Source organism: Kerstersia gyiorum (assembly GCF_004216755.1).
In the GTDB taxonomy this organism is placed as follows: Bacteria; Pseudomonadota; Gammaproteobacteria; order Burkholderiales; family Burkholderiaceae_B; genus Kerstersia; species Kerstersia gyiorum.
The window spans coordinates 99,421-116,634 of sequence record NZ_SGWZ01000004.1; the positions used below are offsets into that span (position 1 = coordinate 99,421).

The window sequence follows — 17,214 nt, forward strand, 5'->3', positions numbered from 1 at the left end:
CCAGCTAGCCGGCCATGGCTTGTGCCAGTACTTCGAAAATGCGCGGGTCGGCACATTGGGCGACATTGAAGCGCAGGTAGTCGGCGGCGCGTTGCGACTGGCTGAAGGCGTTGCCGGGTGCCAGGATGATACCTGCCTTCAGGCAGGTGCGGGCCAGCGTGGCGGCATCGCCGCCGGCGGGCAGGCGGCACCAGAGGAACATGCCAGCCTGGGGCCGCAGCCAGGGCTGGATGCCTAGTGCCGCAAGCCGTTTCAGGGTGGTGTCCATCGCGGCGGCCAGGCGTACCCGGATGGACTCCATATGGCGGCGGTAGCCGCTGTCGCTCAGCGCGGCCAGGATGGCTTCTGTCGCAAGGCGGCCGCCGCCGAACGACGTGGCGATCTTGAGGTCTGACAATCCTTCCAGCCAGTCTGGTCGGGTCGCAATGTAGCCGCAGCGCAGCGAGGCGGAAATGGTTTTGGAAAAACTACCTATCTGTATCACCCGGGAAAAATCGTCGAAGGCGGCCAGCCGGGGTGCCGGCGTGGTTTCGAAGTCCGCGAAGATGTCATCCTCGATGATCGTGAGCCTGGCTGTGTCGGCAAGTTTCAGCAGGCGATGCGCCACGATGGGGGAGAGCGTGGCGCCGGTGGGGTTGTGAATGCCCGCATTGGTGATATACAGGCGTGGCGCATGTTCCTGCAAGGCAGACGCGAAGGCATCCAGGTCGGGTCCTTGTGGGGTATAGGGCACGCCGACCGCATGAACCCGGTGCGCTCGCAGCAACGCGTGGAAATTGAAGTAGCAAGGATCGTCGACCAGGACGGTATCGCCAGGCTGCAGCAGGAAGCGGCAGATCAGGTCGATGGAGTGCGTGCTGGATTCGGTGAGCATGACCTGCTCGGGGGCGACATCGACGCCATTGCCGGCCAGGCGTCGTGCCAGCCATTGACGCAGCGCGGGGTTGCCCAAGGGGGGCGCGTACTCGGCAAGCGTCGTACTGGATGTACGCGCCAGGGTACGCAGCGCCCGACGCATACCGGTTTCATAGAGCCAGTCGGGCGGCAGCCAGCCGCATCCGGGCTTGAGAACGTCCACATCGGTTTCCAGCGACTGCCGGGAAATCCACAGCGGGTCGATGGCGCGGTCCAGGTCGGGGGCCAGTTCAGACAACGCCAGTGGGGCCAATGGCCCGGCAACATAAAACCCGGAGCCAGGGCGTGACACCACAGCGCCGCCGGCACTGAGGCGGCCATAGGCCTCCACGACCGTGGAAACAGAGCATTGCATTGCTTGCGCCTGGGCGCGCACGGAAGGCAGGCGTGCACCCGGCGGATACACGCGGGAAGCGATCCTGGACTGTATTTCCGCCATGACAGCTTCGATGCGGGTGTGTGCCTGAGCCTGGCGATGGGATGCGTTTTTCATATCGGTCATCAACTGTGCTGGATTTTGATCCATAACAGTTCTTTCTAATCGTACTGGATTGTATCTGGCCCGGCAGCAGGAACGGGTGATCTACTGCCATCAAGCTTGATGGAGAGGATGATGTCGAAAAACAGCAAAGGGTGGGTGCAGGGCATGATAGGCGTGGCGATTTTCGCGGGTTCTCTGCCCGCCACGCGTTTGGCCGTGCGCGGATTCGACCCGGTGTTCCTGACCGGCGTCCGGGCGCTGATCGCGGCGCTGCTGGGGGCTGCCTTGCTGTGGCTACTGCGGCAGCGGCCGCCCGAGCGCAAGGATTTGCCCGCGCTGGCCCTGACTGCCTTGGGGGTAGTGGCCGGGTTCCCGTTGCTGACGGCCCTGGCCTTGCAGCAAGCCAGTGCGGCACGCGCCATGGTGTTCGTGGGCTTGCTGCCATTGTGCACCGCGCTCTTTGCCGTCTGGCGCGGGGGTGAACGGCCTAGACCGGCATTCTGGCTGTTTTCCGGCGCAGGGGCCTTGTGCGTGAGTGCCTATGCCGCGCTGGACGGTTCGGCTGGTTCCATCCCGGGTGATCTGATGATGTTGGGTGCTGTGCTGATCTGCGGACTGGGCTATGCCGAAGGGGCTGGCTTGGCGCGCCGCCTGGGCGGCTGGCAGGTGATCAGCTGGGCCCTGGTCCTGTCGGTGCCGGTTATGCTGCCGCTGGCGCTGTGGTGCTGGCCGCCGTCGTTGGTGGGTATCGGGCAGGAGGCCTGGCTGGGCCTGGCCTACGTTTCGGTTTTCAGCATGCTGGTGGGCTTCGTGTTCTGGTATCGCGGGTTGGCGCTGGGCGGTATTGCTGCGGTCGGGCAACTGCAGTTGCTGCAACCGTTCCTGGGCCTGGCGCTGGCAGCCGGTCTGCTGCATGAGCCGGTGACGACCGGTATGCTAGTGGCCATGCTGGGAGCACTCGTGTGCGTGACGGGCGCCAAGCGCTATGCGGCTGCTGGATGAAGTCCAGGGAATCGGGAGCTGAGGCGTGGCACCTGCGTGGCAATGCGATGGTGGCATGCCGCATCTTGTTGACACCTGCTTGCAGGTTCATGGTCGGCGAGCTGGCGCTTACATGGGAGAATTGAGCCTGGCTGGTTTCAGGCGGACGGTAGGGTGCAAGCGTGCGCCATTGCCTTCACTGGATTTTCTCAAGGAATAAGAGCGCGTATGTTTCAGCAAAGCCTTTGTTTTTCTTCCCTGCTTCTGGCAAGCCTGGCCCTGGGGGCCGCACCTGCGCATGCGGCTGAGATGCCCGAAGCGGTGACGGCGCTGCAGGCCAAGGGGCTGAAGGTGGTGCAGGAGTTTGAAGTCGGAGGCGGCCTGCGCGCCTTCGCGGGCGTTGCCGGGGATGTGCCTGTCGCCGTTTATTTGACCAGCGATGGCAAGGCGATCATCGGCACGCGCCTGGACGAGAAGGGGCAGGCGCTGGACGAGGAGATCCTGGAGCAACTGGTGGCGCAGCCGATGGCGGAACAGGCCTGGGCGCAGTTGACCGAGGCCGATTGGGTGCTGGATGGCAAGCCGGACGCGCCGCGCATCGTCTATACCTTCAGCGACCCCAATTGTCCGTATTGCAATCGTTTCTGGCAGGCTGCCCGGCCTTGGGTGGATGCCGGCAAGGTGCAATTGCGGCATGTGCTGGTCGGCGTCATCAGGGCTGACAGCCCCGCCAAGGCAGCCGCCATCCTGGAAGCCAAGGACCGCACGGCGGCGCTGCTTGAGAACGAACATAATTTTTCCAGGGGCGGGATCAAGCCTGCGGCGAAGATTTCCGCAAAGGCCGGCGCGAGTCTCAATGCCAATCAGGCCTTGATGGCCAGCCTGGGTTTTCGTGGTACGCCTGGCATCGTGACGCAGGACGGCAAGGGCGGGTTGACCAAGCTCAACGGCATGCCCCAGCCGGAGTCTTTGCCGGAATTGTTCGGCCCGCTCTGAGCGCGTGAGTGGGCGCGGCCCAGGCAGCGCTCCCGCTGGCCGTTCAGCCGTGGCCGAAGTATCTGGCGGGAGTTTTGCCGAACATGCTTCGAAAGGCGGCGATGAAGCTGGAAGGCGATTCATAGCCGACTTCAAGCGCAGCCTGCGTCACACTGGCGCCATAGGCGAGTTGTTCCATCGCAGTCAACAGGCGCAGGCGGTAGCGCCAGGCGCCAAAACTCATCCGGGTTTCCAGGGAGAACAAGCGTTCCAGCGTGCGTGCGCTCGCACCGGCATGGCGGCACAGGCTGGCCAAAGGTTCCCGGTTGGCCGGGTCCTGCTGCAGGATGGCAACGATGCGCAGGGCACGCGGGTCCGTCGGCATGGGGATATCCGCCGGGGCCTGCTCCAGGGCCTGCAACTGGTCGATCAGAACGTGAGCCATGCGGCCCTGGGGGGAATCTGCTGTGTAGTCGGCGGGATACTCGGCGCAGGCCAGTATCAGTTCACGTACCAAGGGTGGTACATCCAGTACCCGGCAGGCGCTGCCGCCGGGGATGTCATAGGCGTCGGGATCTATGTAAAGCACACGGGTCTCGGCCGGCCGCTTGACCTCAAGCCCGTGTGGGATGCCACCGCCTATCCAGATGGCACGGCTGGGCGGCAGGATCCATTGGCCGGCAGGCGTCGCGACATGCACGACGCCACGGGTCGCATAGATCACCTGGTGGCGCAAATGGCTATGGGGCGCCAGCCTGCCTGGCTGCCAGCGCTCCACCTGGCCGGCAATCGGGGTGCGGGCCTGGTCGGGATTGGCAAGGGATTGGCGGATTATCAACATATTCGGTCATTATGCATGGAGACGCGCCGGCAGGGCTGGCCTAAGCTTGGATTTCATTACTGTTCGGCTTGCCGGCCGACGTAGGCGTCTGCGGCAGCGGTGCGACGGCAATGCGGAACGAAAGACCTTCCCCACGACAGGCATACATGCATACGAGAACCCCTGACACGACTGCTGCGCCGCTGGACGGCGCCAAACGCGCCACTCGGCTGGCCTTTTTCATTGCCGGCTGCGGGATTTCCGCCTGGGCGCGGTGCTTGGCATGCCCGCAGCCGGCGTCCTGTCGGGGCGGCTGGGTAGCAGGCGTGTCATTGTCGCAGGGGCGCTGGGGATTTTCGTGGCCTTGCCGCTGCTGGTGATAGGCACCAGTCCATGGGCGATGGGCGCAGCGTTGCTGCTGTTCGGCGCGTCCATAGGCGCCATTGACGTTGCGGCCAATATCCACGGTTCGCAGGTACAGGACCTGGCGGGCGTGCCGCTGATGTCCGGCTTTCATGGCATGTACAGCATCGGCGGCCTGGCTGGGGCCAGTGGCATAACGGCGCTGCTGGCCGCCGGTCTGCCGCCGGGCGCCGCCGCCGCGCTGGCCAGCGTCGTCATCGGCGCAGCGATCCTGTGGGCATTGCCGGGCTTTCTCAACACCCGGGCAGAAGGACATCATCCCATGTTCGTGCTGCCGCGAGGCGCCGTGTTGGTGATGGGTGTATTGGCATTGATTACCTTCCTGGTCGAAGGCGCCATGCTGGACTGGGGAGCAATCCTGTTGACGCAGGTGAAGCATGTTGATGTGTCCCTGGCCGGCATGGGCTATTCCGTCTTCGCCACGGCCATGGCGCTCAGCCGCCTGGTGGGCGACCGCCTGGTCCTGGCCATGGGGGAGAAACGCATGCTTTCGGTCAGCATGGCAGTCACCGGCTTGGGCATCATGTCGCTGGCCTGGGTGACATCCGTTCCGGTTCTGCTGGCGTGCGTGGCGCTGGCGGGCATGGCCGTCGGAAATGTCGTGCCGGTGTTGTTTTCCCTGGCGGCACGCCAGCGCGTCATGCCTGCCGCCCATGCCATCGCGGCCGCCAGCATGCTGGGGTACCTGGGTGTATTGCTCGGGCCGGCCTTGATCGGCTATGCCGCCCATTTCGTCGGCCTGGAAATTGCTTTCGTGGGGGTGGGGGGCTTGCTGCTGCTGGCGCTGGCAGGCCTGCCAGCCGTGCTGGCGAGCGGGCGGAACGCGTCCTGAGGATGGCTGACAATAGCTGTTTCGCTGCGCTACGGCTGCACCGGTGAAAAACGGTAGAACGCATACTGGGTGCCTGTCCGAGTTTTTGTCCAGGAAAAGACATGACCCAAGCCCGCAATTTCAACCAGCTCTGGCGCGAGCGTAACGATACGTCCCGGCAACCGGTGCCGCGCGTTTTGATCCGTGTTTTCGTTGGTCCGGGGCAACTGGAGGCGTCTGTGCGCTTCTACGAGGACCTGCAGGACGTGAAGGCGGATGCCGGTTTTCCCTTCCCGGAAGCCGGCCTGCGGTTGGCGATGGTGGGGGCCTTCCTGCTGATTGAGGGGGCACCGGAGGCGCTTGCGCCATTCACATCGACGACCGGCACCCTGCTGGTGGATGATGTCCGGCCATACTATGACAAGCTGGTGGCGGCCGGCGCGGAAATTATCTTTCCGCTGCAGGTCGTGCCCACCGGCGCTGCGTTCAATGCCGTGCATCCGGATGGTACGGTGGTGGAATACGTGCACCACAGGCCGGACCCGCAAGGGCGCTGAACTAGGCGCGCCGGCCGATGGTGACCAGCGCGAAGGCGCTTGCGCACACGGCCACCAGCAGGAGCATGACGGCCCGGACAGCTTGGCTCGCGTTTGTGCCATGCGCCGCGCCAGCCGCATATGCGGCTGGGTGATCTGGCTGCGGTTCGCCAGGCAGCCCGAGCCCCCTGCCGATACACCTGCTTTGGCTGAAAACCACGCGCATGACCGCCAGGTTGCGCCTGGTGATAGATGCACTGCTCAATACCCTGGGGCCGCCGCAGGCATGATGCCGCCGGCCCGCAGTCATGCTGCGGGCTGCAGATCAGGGGCGTGCGAGGCTGGTCAGGTGCCCAGGCCTAGCCGTATGGTACGGCTGGCTTGCCAGACGCCGGGATCACGGTGGGTGACGATGACGACGGTGGCATCCAGCGCACGGATTGCCTGGGCGACTCTTGCCTCGGTGGTTTCATCCAGCGCTGCCGTTGCTTCATCCAGGATGAGCACGGGAGCGCGCTTGAGCAGGGCGCGGGCCAGGGCCACACGCTGGCGCTCCCCGCCCGACAGCGCCGAACCCTGGTGGCCCAGTTGCTGGTGAATACCCTCAGGCGTACGTGTCAGCACTTCATCCAGCGCCGCCAGCCGGGCTGCCTCGATGACTTCCGCATCGGACGCGCCCGGACGACCCAAGCGCACGTTTTCAGCCAGGGTGCCGGTGAAGACCACCGGTTCCTGGGGCACATAGGCGATATGGGTGGCGAAGTCCTCATAGCGCATGTCCGGCAGCGGGACGCCGCCCAACGTGATACGGCCGGATTGGGGGTCGTCAAAGCGCATCAGCAAACCCAGCAAGGTGCTTTTGCCGCTGCCGGTCGGACCGGCGATGAGTATCCGTTCTCCTGCGGGGATGCGTGCATTGATGCCGTGCAGCACCGGGGCATGACTGACATCACTGAGTTCGAAATGCCAGCCTTGGGGCTGCTGCGCCTGCGCGGCGCCGGGCTCGGGCAGTGTCGGTGCGGTAATGGCCTTGCGGTAATCGTCGATGGTGGCGCGCAGGTCGTTGATACCCAGCCCGGCCAGGGCCAGGGCGTCGAGGGGGGCGGCAGCCCTGGCGGTCAGGATGAGAATTGCCAGCGCGGCGGCCGGGTCGGTGAAGCCCTGCAAGCCCTGAGACAGTACGACGCCTGCCAAGGGCAGCACACTTGCCAGCGCAGAAATGAAAGTGGCCGGGGCAGCGGCATGATTGGTGCGCGCCAGCGCGCGTTCCTGTGCCTGCCAGCGCTGTTCCAGGCGAGCCAGTGCGCGGCTCGGACCGGCGGCGGTACGCAGTAATTCCAGGTGATCGGTCAGCTCCAGCGTGGCCTGAGTTGCGGCCAGTTCGGCTTCATGACGCCGTGCGTCGGCCCGGCTGAGCGCGCGCTGGGAGAGATATTGCGCCGTCAGTGCGACGACCATCAGGCCGCCGACCAGCAGCGTGGTGCTGGCGCCGGCAACCAGCGCAATGCCGACCAGCAGGAAAAGCGGGGTGAGCGGAGCCAGCAGAAAGGTTTGCAACTGGTGGGCCGGCACGCTCATCAGGGTGGGAATGCCACGGCCGGCAATGCTGGATACCAGGGCGCGATGTGCCGGCGTGAACCAGGACAGGCGTGTGCGAGTCAGCGCCTGGCCCAGCGCGTCATAGAGATCTCCAGCCATGCGGGCGCCGGAGAAAAATCCGGTCCGTGTGACCAGGACAGTGAGCAGCAGCGTGAGGGCGGCGCAGGCCAGGACCAGGCCAGGTGGCTGGTGATGCAGGATCGCCAGCGCAAGCAGGGTATAGGTGAAGGCTTCCAGCAACGCCACGGCGGACCAGCCTATGCCGATGGCAATCAGGCGGCGGCGGGCGGAGTGAATCGGGTTCGGTGCGGCGGTCATCGCGCATCTCCCTGGTGAAAGGCGGCAAGGTCCAGCCGTGCGTCGGCAGTATTTGCCAATTCTGTATCGTGAGTCACCATCAGGATGGCCTTGTTTGCCTGCCGCGCCAGGCGCAGCAGTTCCTGCATCAGGCGCGCAGCCGTCTGCGAGTCCAGTGCGCTGGTCGGTTCATCGAGCAGAATGAGGCTGGCGGAGGACAGGAAGGCGCGGGCCAGGCCGACGCGCTGCTTTTCGCCACCGGAGAGTAGGCTGGCGTCGGCGCCTGGTTCGATGTCGATCTGCGCCCGGCCCAGGGCGGCCAGATAGTCTGCTTCGCTGGCGCCGGGAGCGGTCAGGGCAAGCGTTGATTGAACGGCGGCGGGCAGTACGCTGCCACCTTGCGGAATCAGCAGCAGGTGCTGGGAGCGCACGTCTTCCGCCAAGTCGGCCACACGCGTATGGCCCAGCCGTATTTCGCCGCCTTGGGGCGTTTCCAGTCCTGCAAGCACGCGCAGCAGCGTGGTCTTGCCGCTTCCGCTGGGGCCGGTGATGGCTGTCAGGGTGCCTGGCATGAAAATGTGCGTCAGCCCTTGGACCAAATGGCGTTCCCCCTGCTGCAGTTGCAGGTCCGAAACCGTCAGCGGCAGGCCCTGGCCCGTGGGTTCGGGCGCCAGGCAGGTGCCGCTGGCCAGCGGGGTTTCTTGCAGCAGTGCTGCCAGGCGCTGTGCAGCGGCACGTCCTGCTGATAGATAATCCAGGCCGTGACCGAGCTTTAGCGCTGGGGTCACGATGGCCAGGCTGAACAGCAGGGCGGCAGCCAGCCGATAGGCGGGCAGTTCATGGCCGACCGCATAGGCAATGGCGAAGGTGGAAACAGCCTGCAGCAGTGCGACGGCGATGGCGGCAGCCGTCGCGACCCGGCCGACGCGTTCCAGCATGCCGTCGATGAAGCGCCGTGTCGCCGACTGGTAGGCGGCCGCCGCGCCGGCCTGGGCGCCATAGATGCGGCTCACTCGGATGCCGCGCGCATAGTCGTCGGCGGCACTCATGATATTGCCCATGACATCCGCTTGTTCAGCGCCTTGCCGGGCTGCCATTTTCGGAATCACCACCAGGTAGAAACCGGCAGCCAGTGCGCCAGGGATCAGCGCCAGCAAGGCAAGCGGACCGGCCAGGCCGGACAGCAGCAGCACGGAGGCAATCGGCACGATGACAAAGGTGGCGATTTCCGAAGGCAGGTGCGCAACCATGTGGTGCAGGGCGCTGATGTCGTCCGACACCAGACGGCGCAGCTTGTCGCCGCCGTGGCGGCTTAACGTGCTGGCTGGCAGGCGCAGGAGGTGCCCGGCGACCTGCCGCCTGAGCCTGGCCTCGAAACGTCCTTCTGCGTCATGCGATAGCCACGCAGACAGCGACGCCAGCAGGGCGCCGCTGACCCACAAAAAGCAAGCCGCACCCGCCCAGGACAGCGTCGGCTCGCGCAGCATGCAGACCAGGCACCAGAGCGCGCCGAGTGTCGCGAGGCCAGATGCCGCAGCGGTGCCGATACCGGCAGCCAGGGCCGGGAATGCGGGTTTCAAGGCGGGGAGCAGGACGGGATCCAGCCATCGGTTCCGGGGAACAGTTTGAGTCATGGTGTGTTCTGTCATCGGCAGGGGCGTCCGGTTTCAGGGAAGGGGCGCCGTGGCGGAACCGTTATTCCGAAAATCAGGCCCAGGTCGAGAATGGTTTTCAATCAATTAGTTTCATGATGATAAACTAATTTCGTTGATCAGATGAAGATGACCCGGAAAAGCGAAATACATGGAAACGGTTAAACCAGCCCCCCGGCGTGGCCGGCCGCCCAGCATCACTCGCCAGCGCATTGCCGAGGCGGGGATGGTCATGGGCTTGCCCAGGATGACATTCGTGGGCGTGGCGGCTTTGCTCGGGGTGAGTCACATGGCCCTCTACAAGCATGTGCAGAACCTGGAGGCGCTCAAGCGTCTGGTCGCCGAGGAGATTTTCTGCCGCTGGCAGATGCCGGAAACGGTTGGGCCGCTACACGAGCCGCTCGAGGCATACCTGCATCGCTTCAGTGCGTCTTTGCGCGAACTGGTGCGCCGGCACCAGGGATTGGCGCCCTATCTGATACGGCGCAGCGCTACCACGCCCACCATGCTGGACAAAATCTATGCGCACCATGAATGGTTCGCTGGCCGCTACGGCTTGACGCGCGGGCGGGCACGCTGGCTGTTGTCCACGATTGCCTTTCATTGCATTGCGCTGGCAGATACCGTGTATGCCGTTAGCGCGGACGATGATGTGCCGCTGCTGGATGATGAAACTGAGGCTGCGGAAATCGAAGCGGAATTCGACCGGGGCATGCAGGCCCTCGTTATCGGGGTGCTGCACATGCCGTCCTAGCCATGCCAGCCGTCGGGCTACCCCTGTTATCAGATGTTAGTTAATGCATAAAAGTTCGTTTGAACATGCCTTCGGGTTATTTAGACTAATCGGTCTACCCCTGTGCTGGCAGCAGCATTGTCCGACAGTGGCGGGCAGCCGGTCTGGCTGGTGGTGCAGCGTATGAACGAAGGATGGATGATGAATAAACGAGAATTTCTGGTATCAGGCTTGAAAGCCGGTGTGGTCGTCAGTTTGCCGGGTGGCCTGCTGGCCTGCGCCAGTCCGGTCGCGGCGGGCGAACCGGTCGTGGAAACGGCGGCCGGGCGTCTGCGTGGCGTGCGCACCAGCCAGGGCTATGCCTTCCGTGGCGTCCCCTATGGCGAAACAACGGCAGGAGCCAACCGGTTCCAGCCGCCCGTGCGCAAGCAGCCGTGGGCAGGCGTGCGCGATGCCACCAAGCATGGCGCGAGTGCGCCACAGCTCAAGGGTGCTTCCGTTGCGGAATTCGCCTGGTACTGGTCTGGCGTGGCCGCCGATGAGGATTGCCTGTCGCTGGCGGTCTACACCCCTGCCATCAATGACGGCAAGAAGCGGCCGGTGCTGTTCTGGCTGCATGGCGGAGCGTTTTCTGCTGGAGCAGGGACTTCCGCCGGTTTCGATGGCAGTTTCCTGGCGCAGAGCCAGGACGTGGTCGTCGTCTCCGTCAATCATCGCCTCAATGTGTTCGGGTCGCTCTATGTGGGTGAAAATGCGCCCGGGTTCGCAGCGGAATCGGCCAACGTCGGTGTGCTGGACCAGGTCGAGGCCCTGCAGTGGGTGAAGGACAACATCGAGGGCTTCGGCGGTGACGCCGACAACGTTACGATCTTCGGGCAATCCGGCGGAGCGGCCAAGGTCACGGCGCTGCTGGGGCTGCCGGCGGCCAAGGGCCTGTTCCACAAGGCCATCGTACAAAGCGGTTCGGGTCTGTGGCGCCTGGGCAGCCAGGAAAAGGCTGAGCGCGCCACGCATGGCCTGTTGCAGGAACTGGGGCTCAATGCAGGCAATGCTGCGCGCATCCAGCAGTTGCCGGTGGAACAGATCCTCGCCGCCTATGGCAAGCTGCTGGCCAAGACCGGCGGCGTCAGTGAATTCCGCCCGACGCTCGACGGCGTGGTGTTCCGTGAGGAACCCTATGACCCGCGCGCGGTGGCGCTGGCGGCTGACGTGCCGGTGCTGGTGGGCTATGCCCAGGATGAAGCGACGTTTTTCCTGGCAGGCAATCCGGCCAATTTTTCCATCAGCCAGGCGCAGCTGGAGGCCCGGGTACAGAAATTCCTGCAACTGACGGATGCGCAGACCAGGGAAATCCTCCAAAGCTACGCGGCACGCTATCCGGGCAGCACGCCTGCCCATCAATTGATCGCCATTGCCGGCGACTACAACTACAAGCTGCCAACACTGGCGTTTGCGGATCGTCAGGCGGATCTGAACGGCGCTGCCGTCTACGCCTACGAGTTCGACTGGAAGTCTCCGGCGCGCGCAGGCGTGCTCGGTGCGGCCCATACGTCGGAAGTGCCCTTCGTGTTCGGTACGCTGGATGCCGCCCGGGCGCTGGTGCAGGATAGCTCCGATCAGATCGAGGTGCGCAATCGCCTGGGGGCAATCTGGGGGCAGTTCGCCCGCACCGGCAACCCGAATTCGGATCGTGCCGGCGTGCAGGGCTGGGAGCGCTACGAGCGTGGCCAGCGCCAGACCGCCCGCATTGGCGGCAGCTGGCAGGTCGTTGCCGACCCGCAAGCCCATGGGCGCGAGGCGCTGGCGGACTTGCCGCTGTACGAGTACAGCTTCCCGGTTTCGTTCGTGAAGGACTGAGCCGCGGAAAATGCAGGCCTGGCCGAAATCCTACCGCCAGGCCTGCAGTCGTCTGCATGACCTCATGCCATGCGAGCCTGGTTGTTACGATTCCTGCGCCTGGGCGGGCTGGCCTTAGCGTCGGGGCTGGCCGGTGTAATAGACGCAGATACGCTGGCCGCCGATGTCATGCACGCTGATGGGCGTTTCATAGAGTTCGCTGAGCAGATCGCTTCTGACCAGTTCCGCCGGCGAGCCATGATGGGCCAGCCGGCCCCGGCGCATTGCGATGATGGCGTCGGCATAACAGGAAGCGAAATTGATGTCATGCAGCACCAGCACCACGGTCTTGCCCAGGGTGTCGGCCGCATGCCGCAAGGTGCGCATCATGGCTACCGCGTGTTGCATGTCCAGTCCGTTGAGCGGTTCGTCCAGCAGCACGTAGTCGGTGTCCTGGCATAACACCATGGCGACGAAGGCGCGCTGGCGCTGGCCGCCGGACAACTCGTCGAGAAAACGATGCGCCAGCGTTTCCATATCCATGTAACGCAGCGCCATGCTGATCTGCCGTTCGTCTTCCTCGGCCGTGCTCACGCCCTTGTGCGGGAAACGGCCGAACGCCACCAGGTCGCGGACGGTCAGGCGCAGCGGCAGGTGGTTGTCCTGGCGCAGGATGGCGAGCCGCCTGGCCAGCACTTTGCTGCTGGCGCGGCTGACGTCCAGCCCGTCGATGAGGACTGCGCCGGCATCCATGGGCAGCAGTCGGCTGATCATGGAGAGCAGGGTGGATTTGCCCGCCCCGTTGGGGCCGATGATGGCGGTGACGCCTCCCGTGGGAATGCGCAGCGAAACGCCATCGACCACGACGCTGCCGCCATAGTGTTTGCTGAGTTCGGAGACTTCTATCATTTCATTGCCTTGCGCGTAACCATGAGCAGGAACAGCAGCCCGCCGGTGAACTCGATGACCACGCTGATCGCAGTTTCCAGATGCAGGACATGTTCCAGCACGGTCTGGCCACCCACCAGCAAGATGATGCCGATCAGGATGGCGGCAGGCAGGGTTAGCCGGTGCCGGTCGCAATCCATGACGTGGTAGGCGAGGTTGCTGACCAGCAGGCCGAGAAAGGTGATGGGGCCGACTAGCGCCGTGGAAACGGCAACCAGCACGGCAATGACCACCAGCGTCTGCATGACGGTGCGCTGATAGGGCACGCCCAGGTTGATGGCGATATCGCGCCCCAGCGCCAGGACATCGTAGCGCGGCAGCAGGCGTAGCGCCCAGAGCGCTGCGGCCACCAGTAGTACGGTGCTCAGTCCGAGCAGCTTGGGTTCCACGGAATTGAAGGACGCGAACAGTTTGTCCTGCACGATGACAAACTCATTCGGGTCGATCAGGCGCATCAGCAGATTGGCCAGGCTGCGAAACAGCAGGCCGAAAGTGATGCCGACCAGTATCAGGCGATGCAGGCTTTGTGCCGTATCGGTGAAAAGCCAGCGGAACAGCAGGCAGGCCAGCCCGGTCATGATGGCGACCTGCACCAGGAACTGAACGCCGCTGGCTTGCGAAATCGACGTAAGTTCGGTGCCCAGGCTGAAGGCGGCCGCGGCCTGTATCAGGGTATAGAGGGCATCGAAACCGATCAGCGCGGGCGTGAGGATGCGGTTATGCGTGATGGTCTGGAACAGCACCGTAGAAATTGCAATGGCACAGGCCACCAGCACCATGGTCGCCAGCTTGATTCCGCGGAACGCCAGAATGAAACCCCAGTCGCCACGGGTGCCGGTCGTCATGAAGGCGAGGATGGCCAGTAGCGCCAGGACCAGCAGCGGCAGCAGGCGCCAGGCGCGTCGTGCGGCAGGATTCAGTGGCAATGTGTCGACGGTCGCCAGGGCAGGGGATGATTCACCACGATGCATCATGCGGCTCCGTTCCTGTTGCGTAGAATCAGGTAGAGGAATAGGATGCACCCGAGTATGCCCATGGTGACGCCGATGGGTATTTCATAAGGCGGATTGATCAGGCGGCCGACAATATCGCACAGTAGGGCCAGGCCGCCCCCCATGAGGGCGATCCATGGCAGGGAGCGGTGCATATTGTCGCCCATGATCAGGCTGATGACATTGGGCACCACCAGCCCCAGGAACGGGATGTTGCCAGCCGTGATGACCACGACGGTCGATACCGCAGATACGATGACCAGGCCTGCCAGCGTCAGGGCGCGGTGGTTCAGGCCGAGATTGGTGCTGAAGCGCTGGCCCATGCCCATGACCGTGAAACGGTCGGCGGCGAGATAGGCCGCACAGGCCAGCGCGAAGCCGATCCACAACAATTCGTAGCGTCCGCGCAGGACACCGGAAAAATCGCCGGTGGTCCAGGCATTGAGGGATTGCAGCATATCGTAGCGATAGGCGAAGAAATTCGTCACGGCGCTGACGATGCCGCCCAACACGATACCGACCAGCGGGACCAGGAAGGGGGAGCGCAATGGTGTGCGCCGCAGGATCATCAGGAACAACATGGTGCCGCCCATGGCGAAACTGCCGGCGACCAGCATGCGTCCCACAACGGAAATGTCGGGCATGACCAGGGCAACGAACAGGATGCCCAGCATGGCCGATTCGACAGTGCCGGTGGTGGAGGGCTCGACATAGCGGTTCTGCACCATGACCTGCATGAGCAGGCCGGCGACGGCTAGTGCGATGCCAGCCAGCAGCAGGGCGATGGTGCGTGGCAGGCGGCTGACCGTGAGCAGGGACCAGGCATCGCCGGCATCATCCTGCCACAGGTCGCGCCAGCTGAGATCGCTGGCGCCGATGAACAGACTGATCACGAATAAAACGGCGATCCCGCCGCAGGCGGGCAACAGCCAGCCTGCAGACGGAACACGCCGGCGCGCCACTCGCGGAGCGGCGACGGCCGGATTACTGCTTTTCATCGAAGGCGGCGCTCAGCTGATCGACGTTTTGCTGCATGGCGGCCAGGCCGCCGCTGCCCAGCAGATACCAGTTGGCGGCATCGAGATACACCACATGGCCCTTTTGCCAGGCGGCGGTCTTGCGGACCAGTTCATTGTCCAGCAGGCGCTGGGCCGACGTGCCTTCGCGGCCGATGGCGGCATCGCGGTCGATCACGAACAGCCATTCGGGGTTGGTCTTCAGGATGTACTCGAAGGAAATGGCCTGTCCGTGCAGCGAAACCTTGAGGTTGGGGTCTGCCGGCACAATGCCGAAGGCATCGTGCAGCACGCCGAAACGCGAACCCGGGCCGTAAGCGCTCATCTTGCCGCCAGTGGTCAGCACGATCAGGCCGGGGCCGGCCTGGGCCGCCTTGGCCTTCAGCGCATCTATGGATTCGTGCAGCGTGGCCAGTTTGGCGTCAGCCACATCTTCCTTGTCGAACAGGCCGGCCAGCAGCTTGGTGTTGTGCTCGAGGCTGCCCAGCAGGTCGGCGGCGTCAGGCGTCAGGTCCACTGTCGGTGCAATGCGCTTGAGCATGTCGTACTTGGGGGCGGAACGGCCGGCCACCAGTACCAGGTCGGGCTTGGCGGCATTGATGGCCTCATAGTTCGGCTCGAAAGCGGTGCCGGCTTTCAGCACATCGTCCGCGCTGTATTTTTGCAGGCGTTCAGGCAGCACGGCAGCGCTGGGGACGCCGGCCACCGGCACGCCCAGGGCATCCAGGGTGTCGAGTGTGGCGAAGTCCAGCACGATGAGCTTTTCTGGTTTGGCCGGCAGCGTGGTGTTGCCTTGTACGTGGGAGACCTCGACCGGTTCGGCCTGCGCGGAGACTGCGGCGCAGCTCAGGATGGCGGCCAGGACAGGCGTGAGGCAGGCGCGGGCGACGCGGTGGGTAAACGGGAACTTGCCAGCGGCGGACAGATGAGTAGCGCGGTGCACGGCTTTCTTCCTATAAGAATACGTTTCATTCATTGTCTGACGCCTGATGCGGCCACAAAAAACGGTTTGTAGCCGGCCAGCGGGCGCAGGGCGGATATTTCACGTAGCCGCCTTTATATCGCCATATGTGGGGCGTGGGCAAACGCCGGGCAATAAAGATAGGAAGCTCAAGACGGGAAAAACGGGGAGACTGTGGGGGGGATACTGGTGTGAGATTGCCTGTATCGACTGCCGTCTTGTAACAGTTGTTCGTTACAAGATGTGCGGGAAGCTCGTCTTCATCTTTATATTAGGTCATTATTTACTAGCGGCGGCGCGACTCCCCGGACGTTGCCGGCATTCCAGTCAAAGGATAGCAATGAGCACCATCAGGAAGGTCACAGTGGTCGGCACGGGCGTGCTGGGTTCCCAGATTGCGTTTCAAAGCGCCTACAGCGGTTTTGACGTAACGGCATATGCCGTCAATGATCAATCGGCAGAGCAGGCCAGCCAGCGTTTTGCCAAATTGGCGGAAACCTACGTGCGTGAGGTGCCGGGCGCGGCAGATGGCAAGACTGATGCGGCGGCGGCAAGACTGCACCTGAGCACCGACCTGGCTGCGGCCGTGGCCGATGCCGATCTGGTCATCGAAGCCATTCCGGAAGTGCTTGCCATCAAACAGGAAACCTACGCCAGGCTGGCGGGCCTGGCGCCGGCCAGGACTATCTTCGCCACCAATTCGTCTACCTTGCTGCCCAGCGCCATCAAAGATGCCACTGGCCGTCCGGATCGTTTCCTGGCCCTGCACTTCGCCAACCAGATATGGAAGTTCAATACGGCGGAAATCATGGGCACGTCCGATACCGATCCCGCCGTGTTCGATGCCCTGGTGCAGTTTGCCGCGGATATTGGCATGGTGCCCATTCCCGTGCGCAAGGAGAAGGCTGGGTACGTACTCAATTCGTTGCTGGTGCCCTTGCTCAATGCCGCCGCGGAACTGGCGGAAGGCGGCTATGCCGACCCGCATGATGTGGACAAGGTATGGCGCATCGCCACCGGCGCGCCCATGGGGCCATTCCAGATCTATGACATCATCGGCCTGAATACGCCGTACAACATCCTGTCGCAGGGCGGGGAACGTGAACGCAGGCTGGCGAACTGGTTGAAGGAAAACTATCTCGACCAGGGCAAGTTGGGCGTTGCCAGCGGCGAGGGCTTCTACAAGTACGAAAAATAGGCGAACCTGTGGCAGAGCCGGGCCAGGCGGGCGGCACTGC

Annotated in this window: 15 protein-coding genes; 7 read left to right on the forward strand and 8 right to left on the reverse strand. The window is 63.9% G+C overall.

The features are described from left to right. Window positions 1-4 precede the first annotated feature (4 nt). Window positions 5-1,408 (reverse strand): aminotransferase-like domain-containing protein, encoded by a 1,404-nt coding sequence (locus EV679_RS12410; RefSeq protein ID WP_242611483.1) that lies wholly within the window; start codon window positions 1,406-1,408, stop codon window positions 5-7. Window positions 1,409-1,528: 120 nt separating this feature from the next. On the opposite strand from EV679_RS12410, the gene EV679_RS12415 reads away from it, so the two are divergent. Together EV679_RS12415 and dsbG are read left to right on the forward strand one after the other, a co-directional pair. Further along, window positions 1,529-2,398 (forward strand): DMT family transporter, encoded by an 870-nt coding sequence (locus EV679_RS12415; protein WP_068370643.1) that lies wholly within the window; start codon window positions 1,529-1,531, stop codon window positions 2,396-2,398. A gap of 207 nt (window positions 2,399-2,605) precedes the next feature. Further along, on the forward strand, window positions 2,606-3,373 hold the full coding sequence (dsbG, locus tag EV679_RS12420) for a thiol:disulfide interchange protein DsbG (RefSeq protein ID WP_130487389.1): 768 nt from the start codon (window positions 2,606-2,608) through the stop codon (window positions 3,371-3,373). A gap of 43 nt (window positions 3,374-3,416) precedes the next feature. On the opposite strand, the gene EV679_RS12425 is transcribed toward dsbG, so the two are convergent. Continuing rightward, window positions 3,417-4,193 (reverse strand): AraC family transcriptional regulator, encoded by a 777-nt coding sequence (locus EV679_RS12425; protein WP_130487390.1) that lies wholly within the window; start codon window positions 4,191-4,193, stop codon window positions 3,417-3,419. A gap of 262 nt (window positions 4,194-4,455) precedes the next feature. Between EV679_RS12425 and EV679_RS12430 the strand changes: the two genes are divergently transcribed. Beyond that, window positions 4,456-5,427 (forward strand): MFS transporter, encoded by a 972-nt coding sequence (locus EV679_RS12430; RefSeq protein ID WP_130487391.1) that lies wholly within the window; start codon window positions 4,456-4,458, stop codon window positions 5,425-5,427. A 101-nt stretch (window positions 5,428-5,528) separates the two neighbouring features. Then, window positions 5,529-5,963, forward strand: coding sequence for a VOC family protein (locus EV679_RS12435; protein WP_068370646.1), 435 nt, complete (start codon window positions 5,529-5,531; stop codon window positions 5,961-5,963). A 324-nt stretch (window positions 5,964-6,287) separates the two neighbouring features. Here the strand turns inward: EV679_RS12435 and EV679_RS12440 are convergent, their stop codons facing one another. Then, window positions 6,288-7,859 (reverse strand): ABC transporter ATP-binding protein, encoded by a 1,572-nt coding sequence (locus EV679_RS12440; protein WP_130487392.1) that lies wholly within the window; start codon window positions 7,857-7,859, stop codon window positions 6,288-6,290. Beyond that, complete coding sequence (locus tag EV679_RS12445; RefSeq protein ID WP_130487393.1) at window positions 7,856-9,472, reverse strand: ATP-binding cassette domain-containing protein; 1,617 nt, start codon at window positions 9,470-9,472, stop codon at window positions 7,856-7,858. Before EV679_RS12445 ends, EV679_RS12440 begins: the two co-directional genes overlap by 4 nt. 169 nt (window positions 9,473-9,641) lie before the next feature. Here EV679_RS12445 and EV679_RS12450 point away from each other — a divergent pair, with 169 nt between their 5' ends. Continuing rightward, a complete protein-coding gene (locus tag EV679_RS12450; RefSeq protein WP_130487394.1) occupies window positions 9,642-10,244 on the forward strand; it encodes a TetR/AcrR family transcriptional regulator in 603 nt (200 codons plus the stop codon). Between the two features lie 177 nt (window positions 10,245-10,421). After that, entirely contained in the window at window positions 10,422-12,080 is a 1,659-nt protein-coding gene (locus EV679_RS12455) for a carboxylesterase/lipase family protein (RefSeq protein ID WP_238591368.1), read from the forward strand. Between the two features lie 114 nt (window positions 12,081-12,194). Here the strand turns inward: EV679_RS12455 and EV679_RS12460 are convergent, their stop codons facing one another. Genes EV679_RS12460 through EV679_RS12475 form a run of 4 tightly spaced genes read right to left on the reverse strand, consistent with a single transcriptional unit; the run spans window position 12,195 to window position 15,877 of the window. Then, window positions 12,195-12,968, reverse strand: a complete 774-nt coding sequence (locus EV679_RS12460) for an iron ABC transporter ATP-binding protein (RefSeq protein ID WP_130487395.1) — start codon at window positions 12,966-12,968, stop codon at window positions 12,195-12,197. Beyond that, window positions 12,965-13,981 (reverse strand): iron chelate uptake ABC transporter family permease subunit, encoded by a 1,017-nt coding sequence (locus EV679_RS12465; RefSeq protein ID WP_083969577.1) that lies wholly within the window; start codon window positions 13,979-13,981, stop codon window positions 12,965-12,967. Before EV679_RS12465 ends, EV679_RS12460 begins: the two co-directional genes overlap by 4 nt. Continuing rightward, complete coding sequence (locus EV679_RS12470; protein WP_130487396.1) at window positions 13,978-14,997, reverse strand: ABC transporter permease; 1,020 nt, start codon at window positions 14,995-14,997, stop codon at window positions 13,978-13,980. The genes EV679_RS12465 and EV679_RS12470 overlap by 4 nt, the downstream gene beginning before the upstream one ends. Further along, window positions 14,984-15,877 (reverse strand): siderophore ABC transporter substrate-binding protein, encoded by an 894-nt coding sequence (locus EV679_RS12475; protein WP_242611499.1) that lies wholly within the window; start codon window positions 15,875-15,877, stop codon window positions 14,984-14,986. Before EV679_RS12475 ends, EV679_RS12470 begins: the two co-directional genes overlap by 14 nt. Window positions 15,878-16,217: 340 nt before the next feature. Here EV679_RS12475 and EV679_RS12480 point away from each other — a divergent pair, with 340 nt between their 5' ends. After that, window positions 16,218-17,174: a 3-hydroxyacyl-CoA dehydrogenase gene (locus EV679_RS12480; protein WP_130487398.1), complete on the forward strand. Its 957-nt coding sequence runs from the start codon at window positions 16,218-16,220 to the stop codon at window positions 17,172-17,174. The last annotated feature ends 40 nt before the right edge of the window (window positions 17,175-17,214 follow it).

Excerpts from the sequence above, each read along its gene's own strand:
- EV679_RS12460 (WP_130487395.1), bottom strand. The coding sequence starts at position 12,968 with ATGATAGAAGTCTCCGAACTCAGCAAACACTATGGCGGCAGCGTCGTG.
- EV679_RS12440 (WP_130487392.1), bottom strand. The coding sequence starts at position 7,859 with ATGACCGCCGCACCGAACCCGATTCACTCCGCCCGCCGCCGCCTGATT.
- EV679_RS12465 (WP_083969577.1), bottom strand. The coding sequence starts at position 13,981 with ATGATGCATCGTGGTGAATCATCCCCTGCCCTGGCGACCGTCGACACA.
- EV679_RS12470 (WP_130487396.1), bottom strand. The coding sequence starts at position 14,997 with ATGAAAAGCAGTAATCCGGCCGTCGCCGCTCCGCGAGTGGCGCGCCGG.
- EV679_RS12435 (WP_068370646.1), top strand. The coding sequence starts at position 5,529 with ATGACCCAAGCCCGCAATTTCAACCAGCTCTGGCGCGAGCGTAACGAT.
- EV679_RS12480 (WP_130487398.1), top strand. The coding sequence starts at position 16,218 with ATGTGCGGGAAGCTCGTCTTCATCTTTATATTAGGTCATTATTTACTA.
- EV679_RS12455 (WP_238591368.1), top strand. The coding sequence starts at position 10,422 with ATGATGAATAAACGAGAATTTCTGGTATCAGGCTTGAAAGCCGGTGTG.
- EV679_RS12425 (WP_130487390.1), bottom strand. The coding sequence starts at position 4,193 with ATGTTGATAATCCGCCAATCCCTTGCCAATCCCGACCAGGCCCGCACC.
- EV679_RS12430 (WP_130487391.1), top strand. The coding sequence starts at position 4,456 with ATGCCCGCAGCCGGCGTCCTGTCGGGGCGGCTGGGTAGCAGGCGTGTC.
- dsbG (WP_130487389.1), top strand. The coding sequence starts at position 2,606 with ATGTTTCAGCAAAGCCTTTGTTTTTCTTCCCTGCTTCTGGCAAGCCTG.
- EV679_RS12415 (WP_068370643.1), top strand. The coding sequence starts at position 1,529 with ATGTCGAAAAACAGCAAAGGGTGGGTGCAGGGCATGATAGGCGTGGCG.
- EV679_RS12445 (WP_130487393.1), bottom strand. The coding sequence starts at position 9,472 with ATGACTCAAACTGTTCCCCGGAACCGATGGCTGGATCCCGTCCTGCTC.
- EV679_RS12410 (WP_242611483.1), bottom strand. The coding sequence starts at position 1,408 with ATGAAAAACGCATCCCATCGCCAGGCTCAGGCACACACCCGCATCGAA.
- EV679_RS12450 (WP_130487394.1), top strand. The coding sequence starts at position 9,642 with ATGGAAACGGTTAAACCAGCCCCCCGGCGTGGCCGGCCGCCCAGCATC.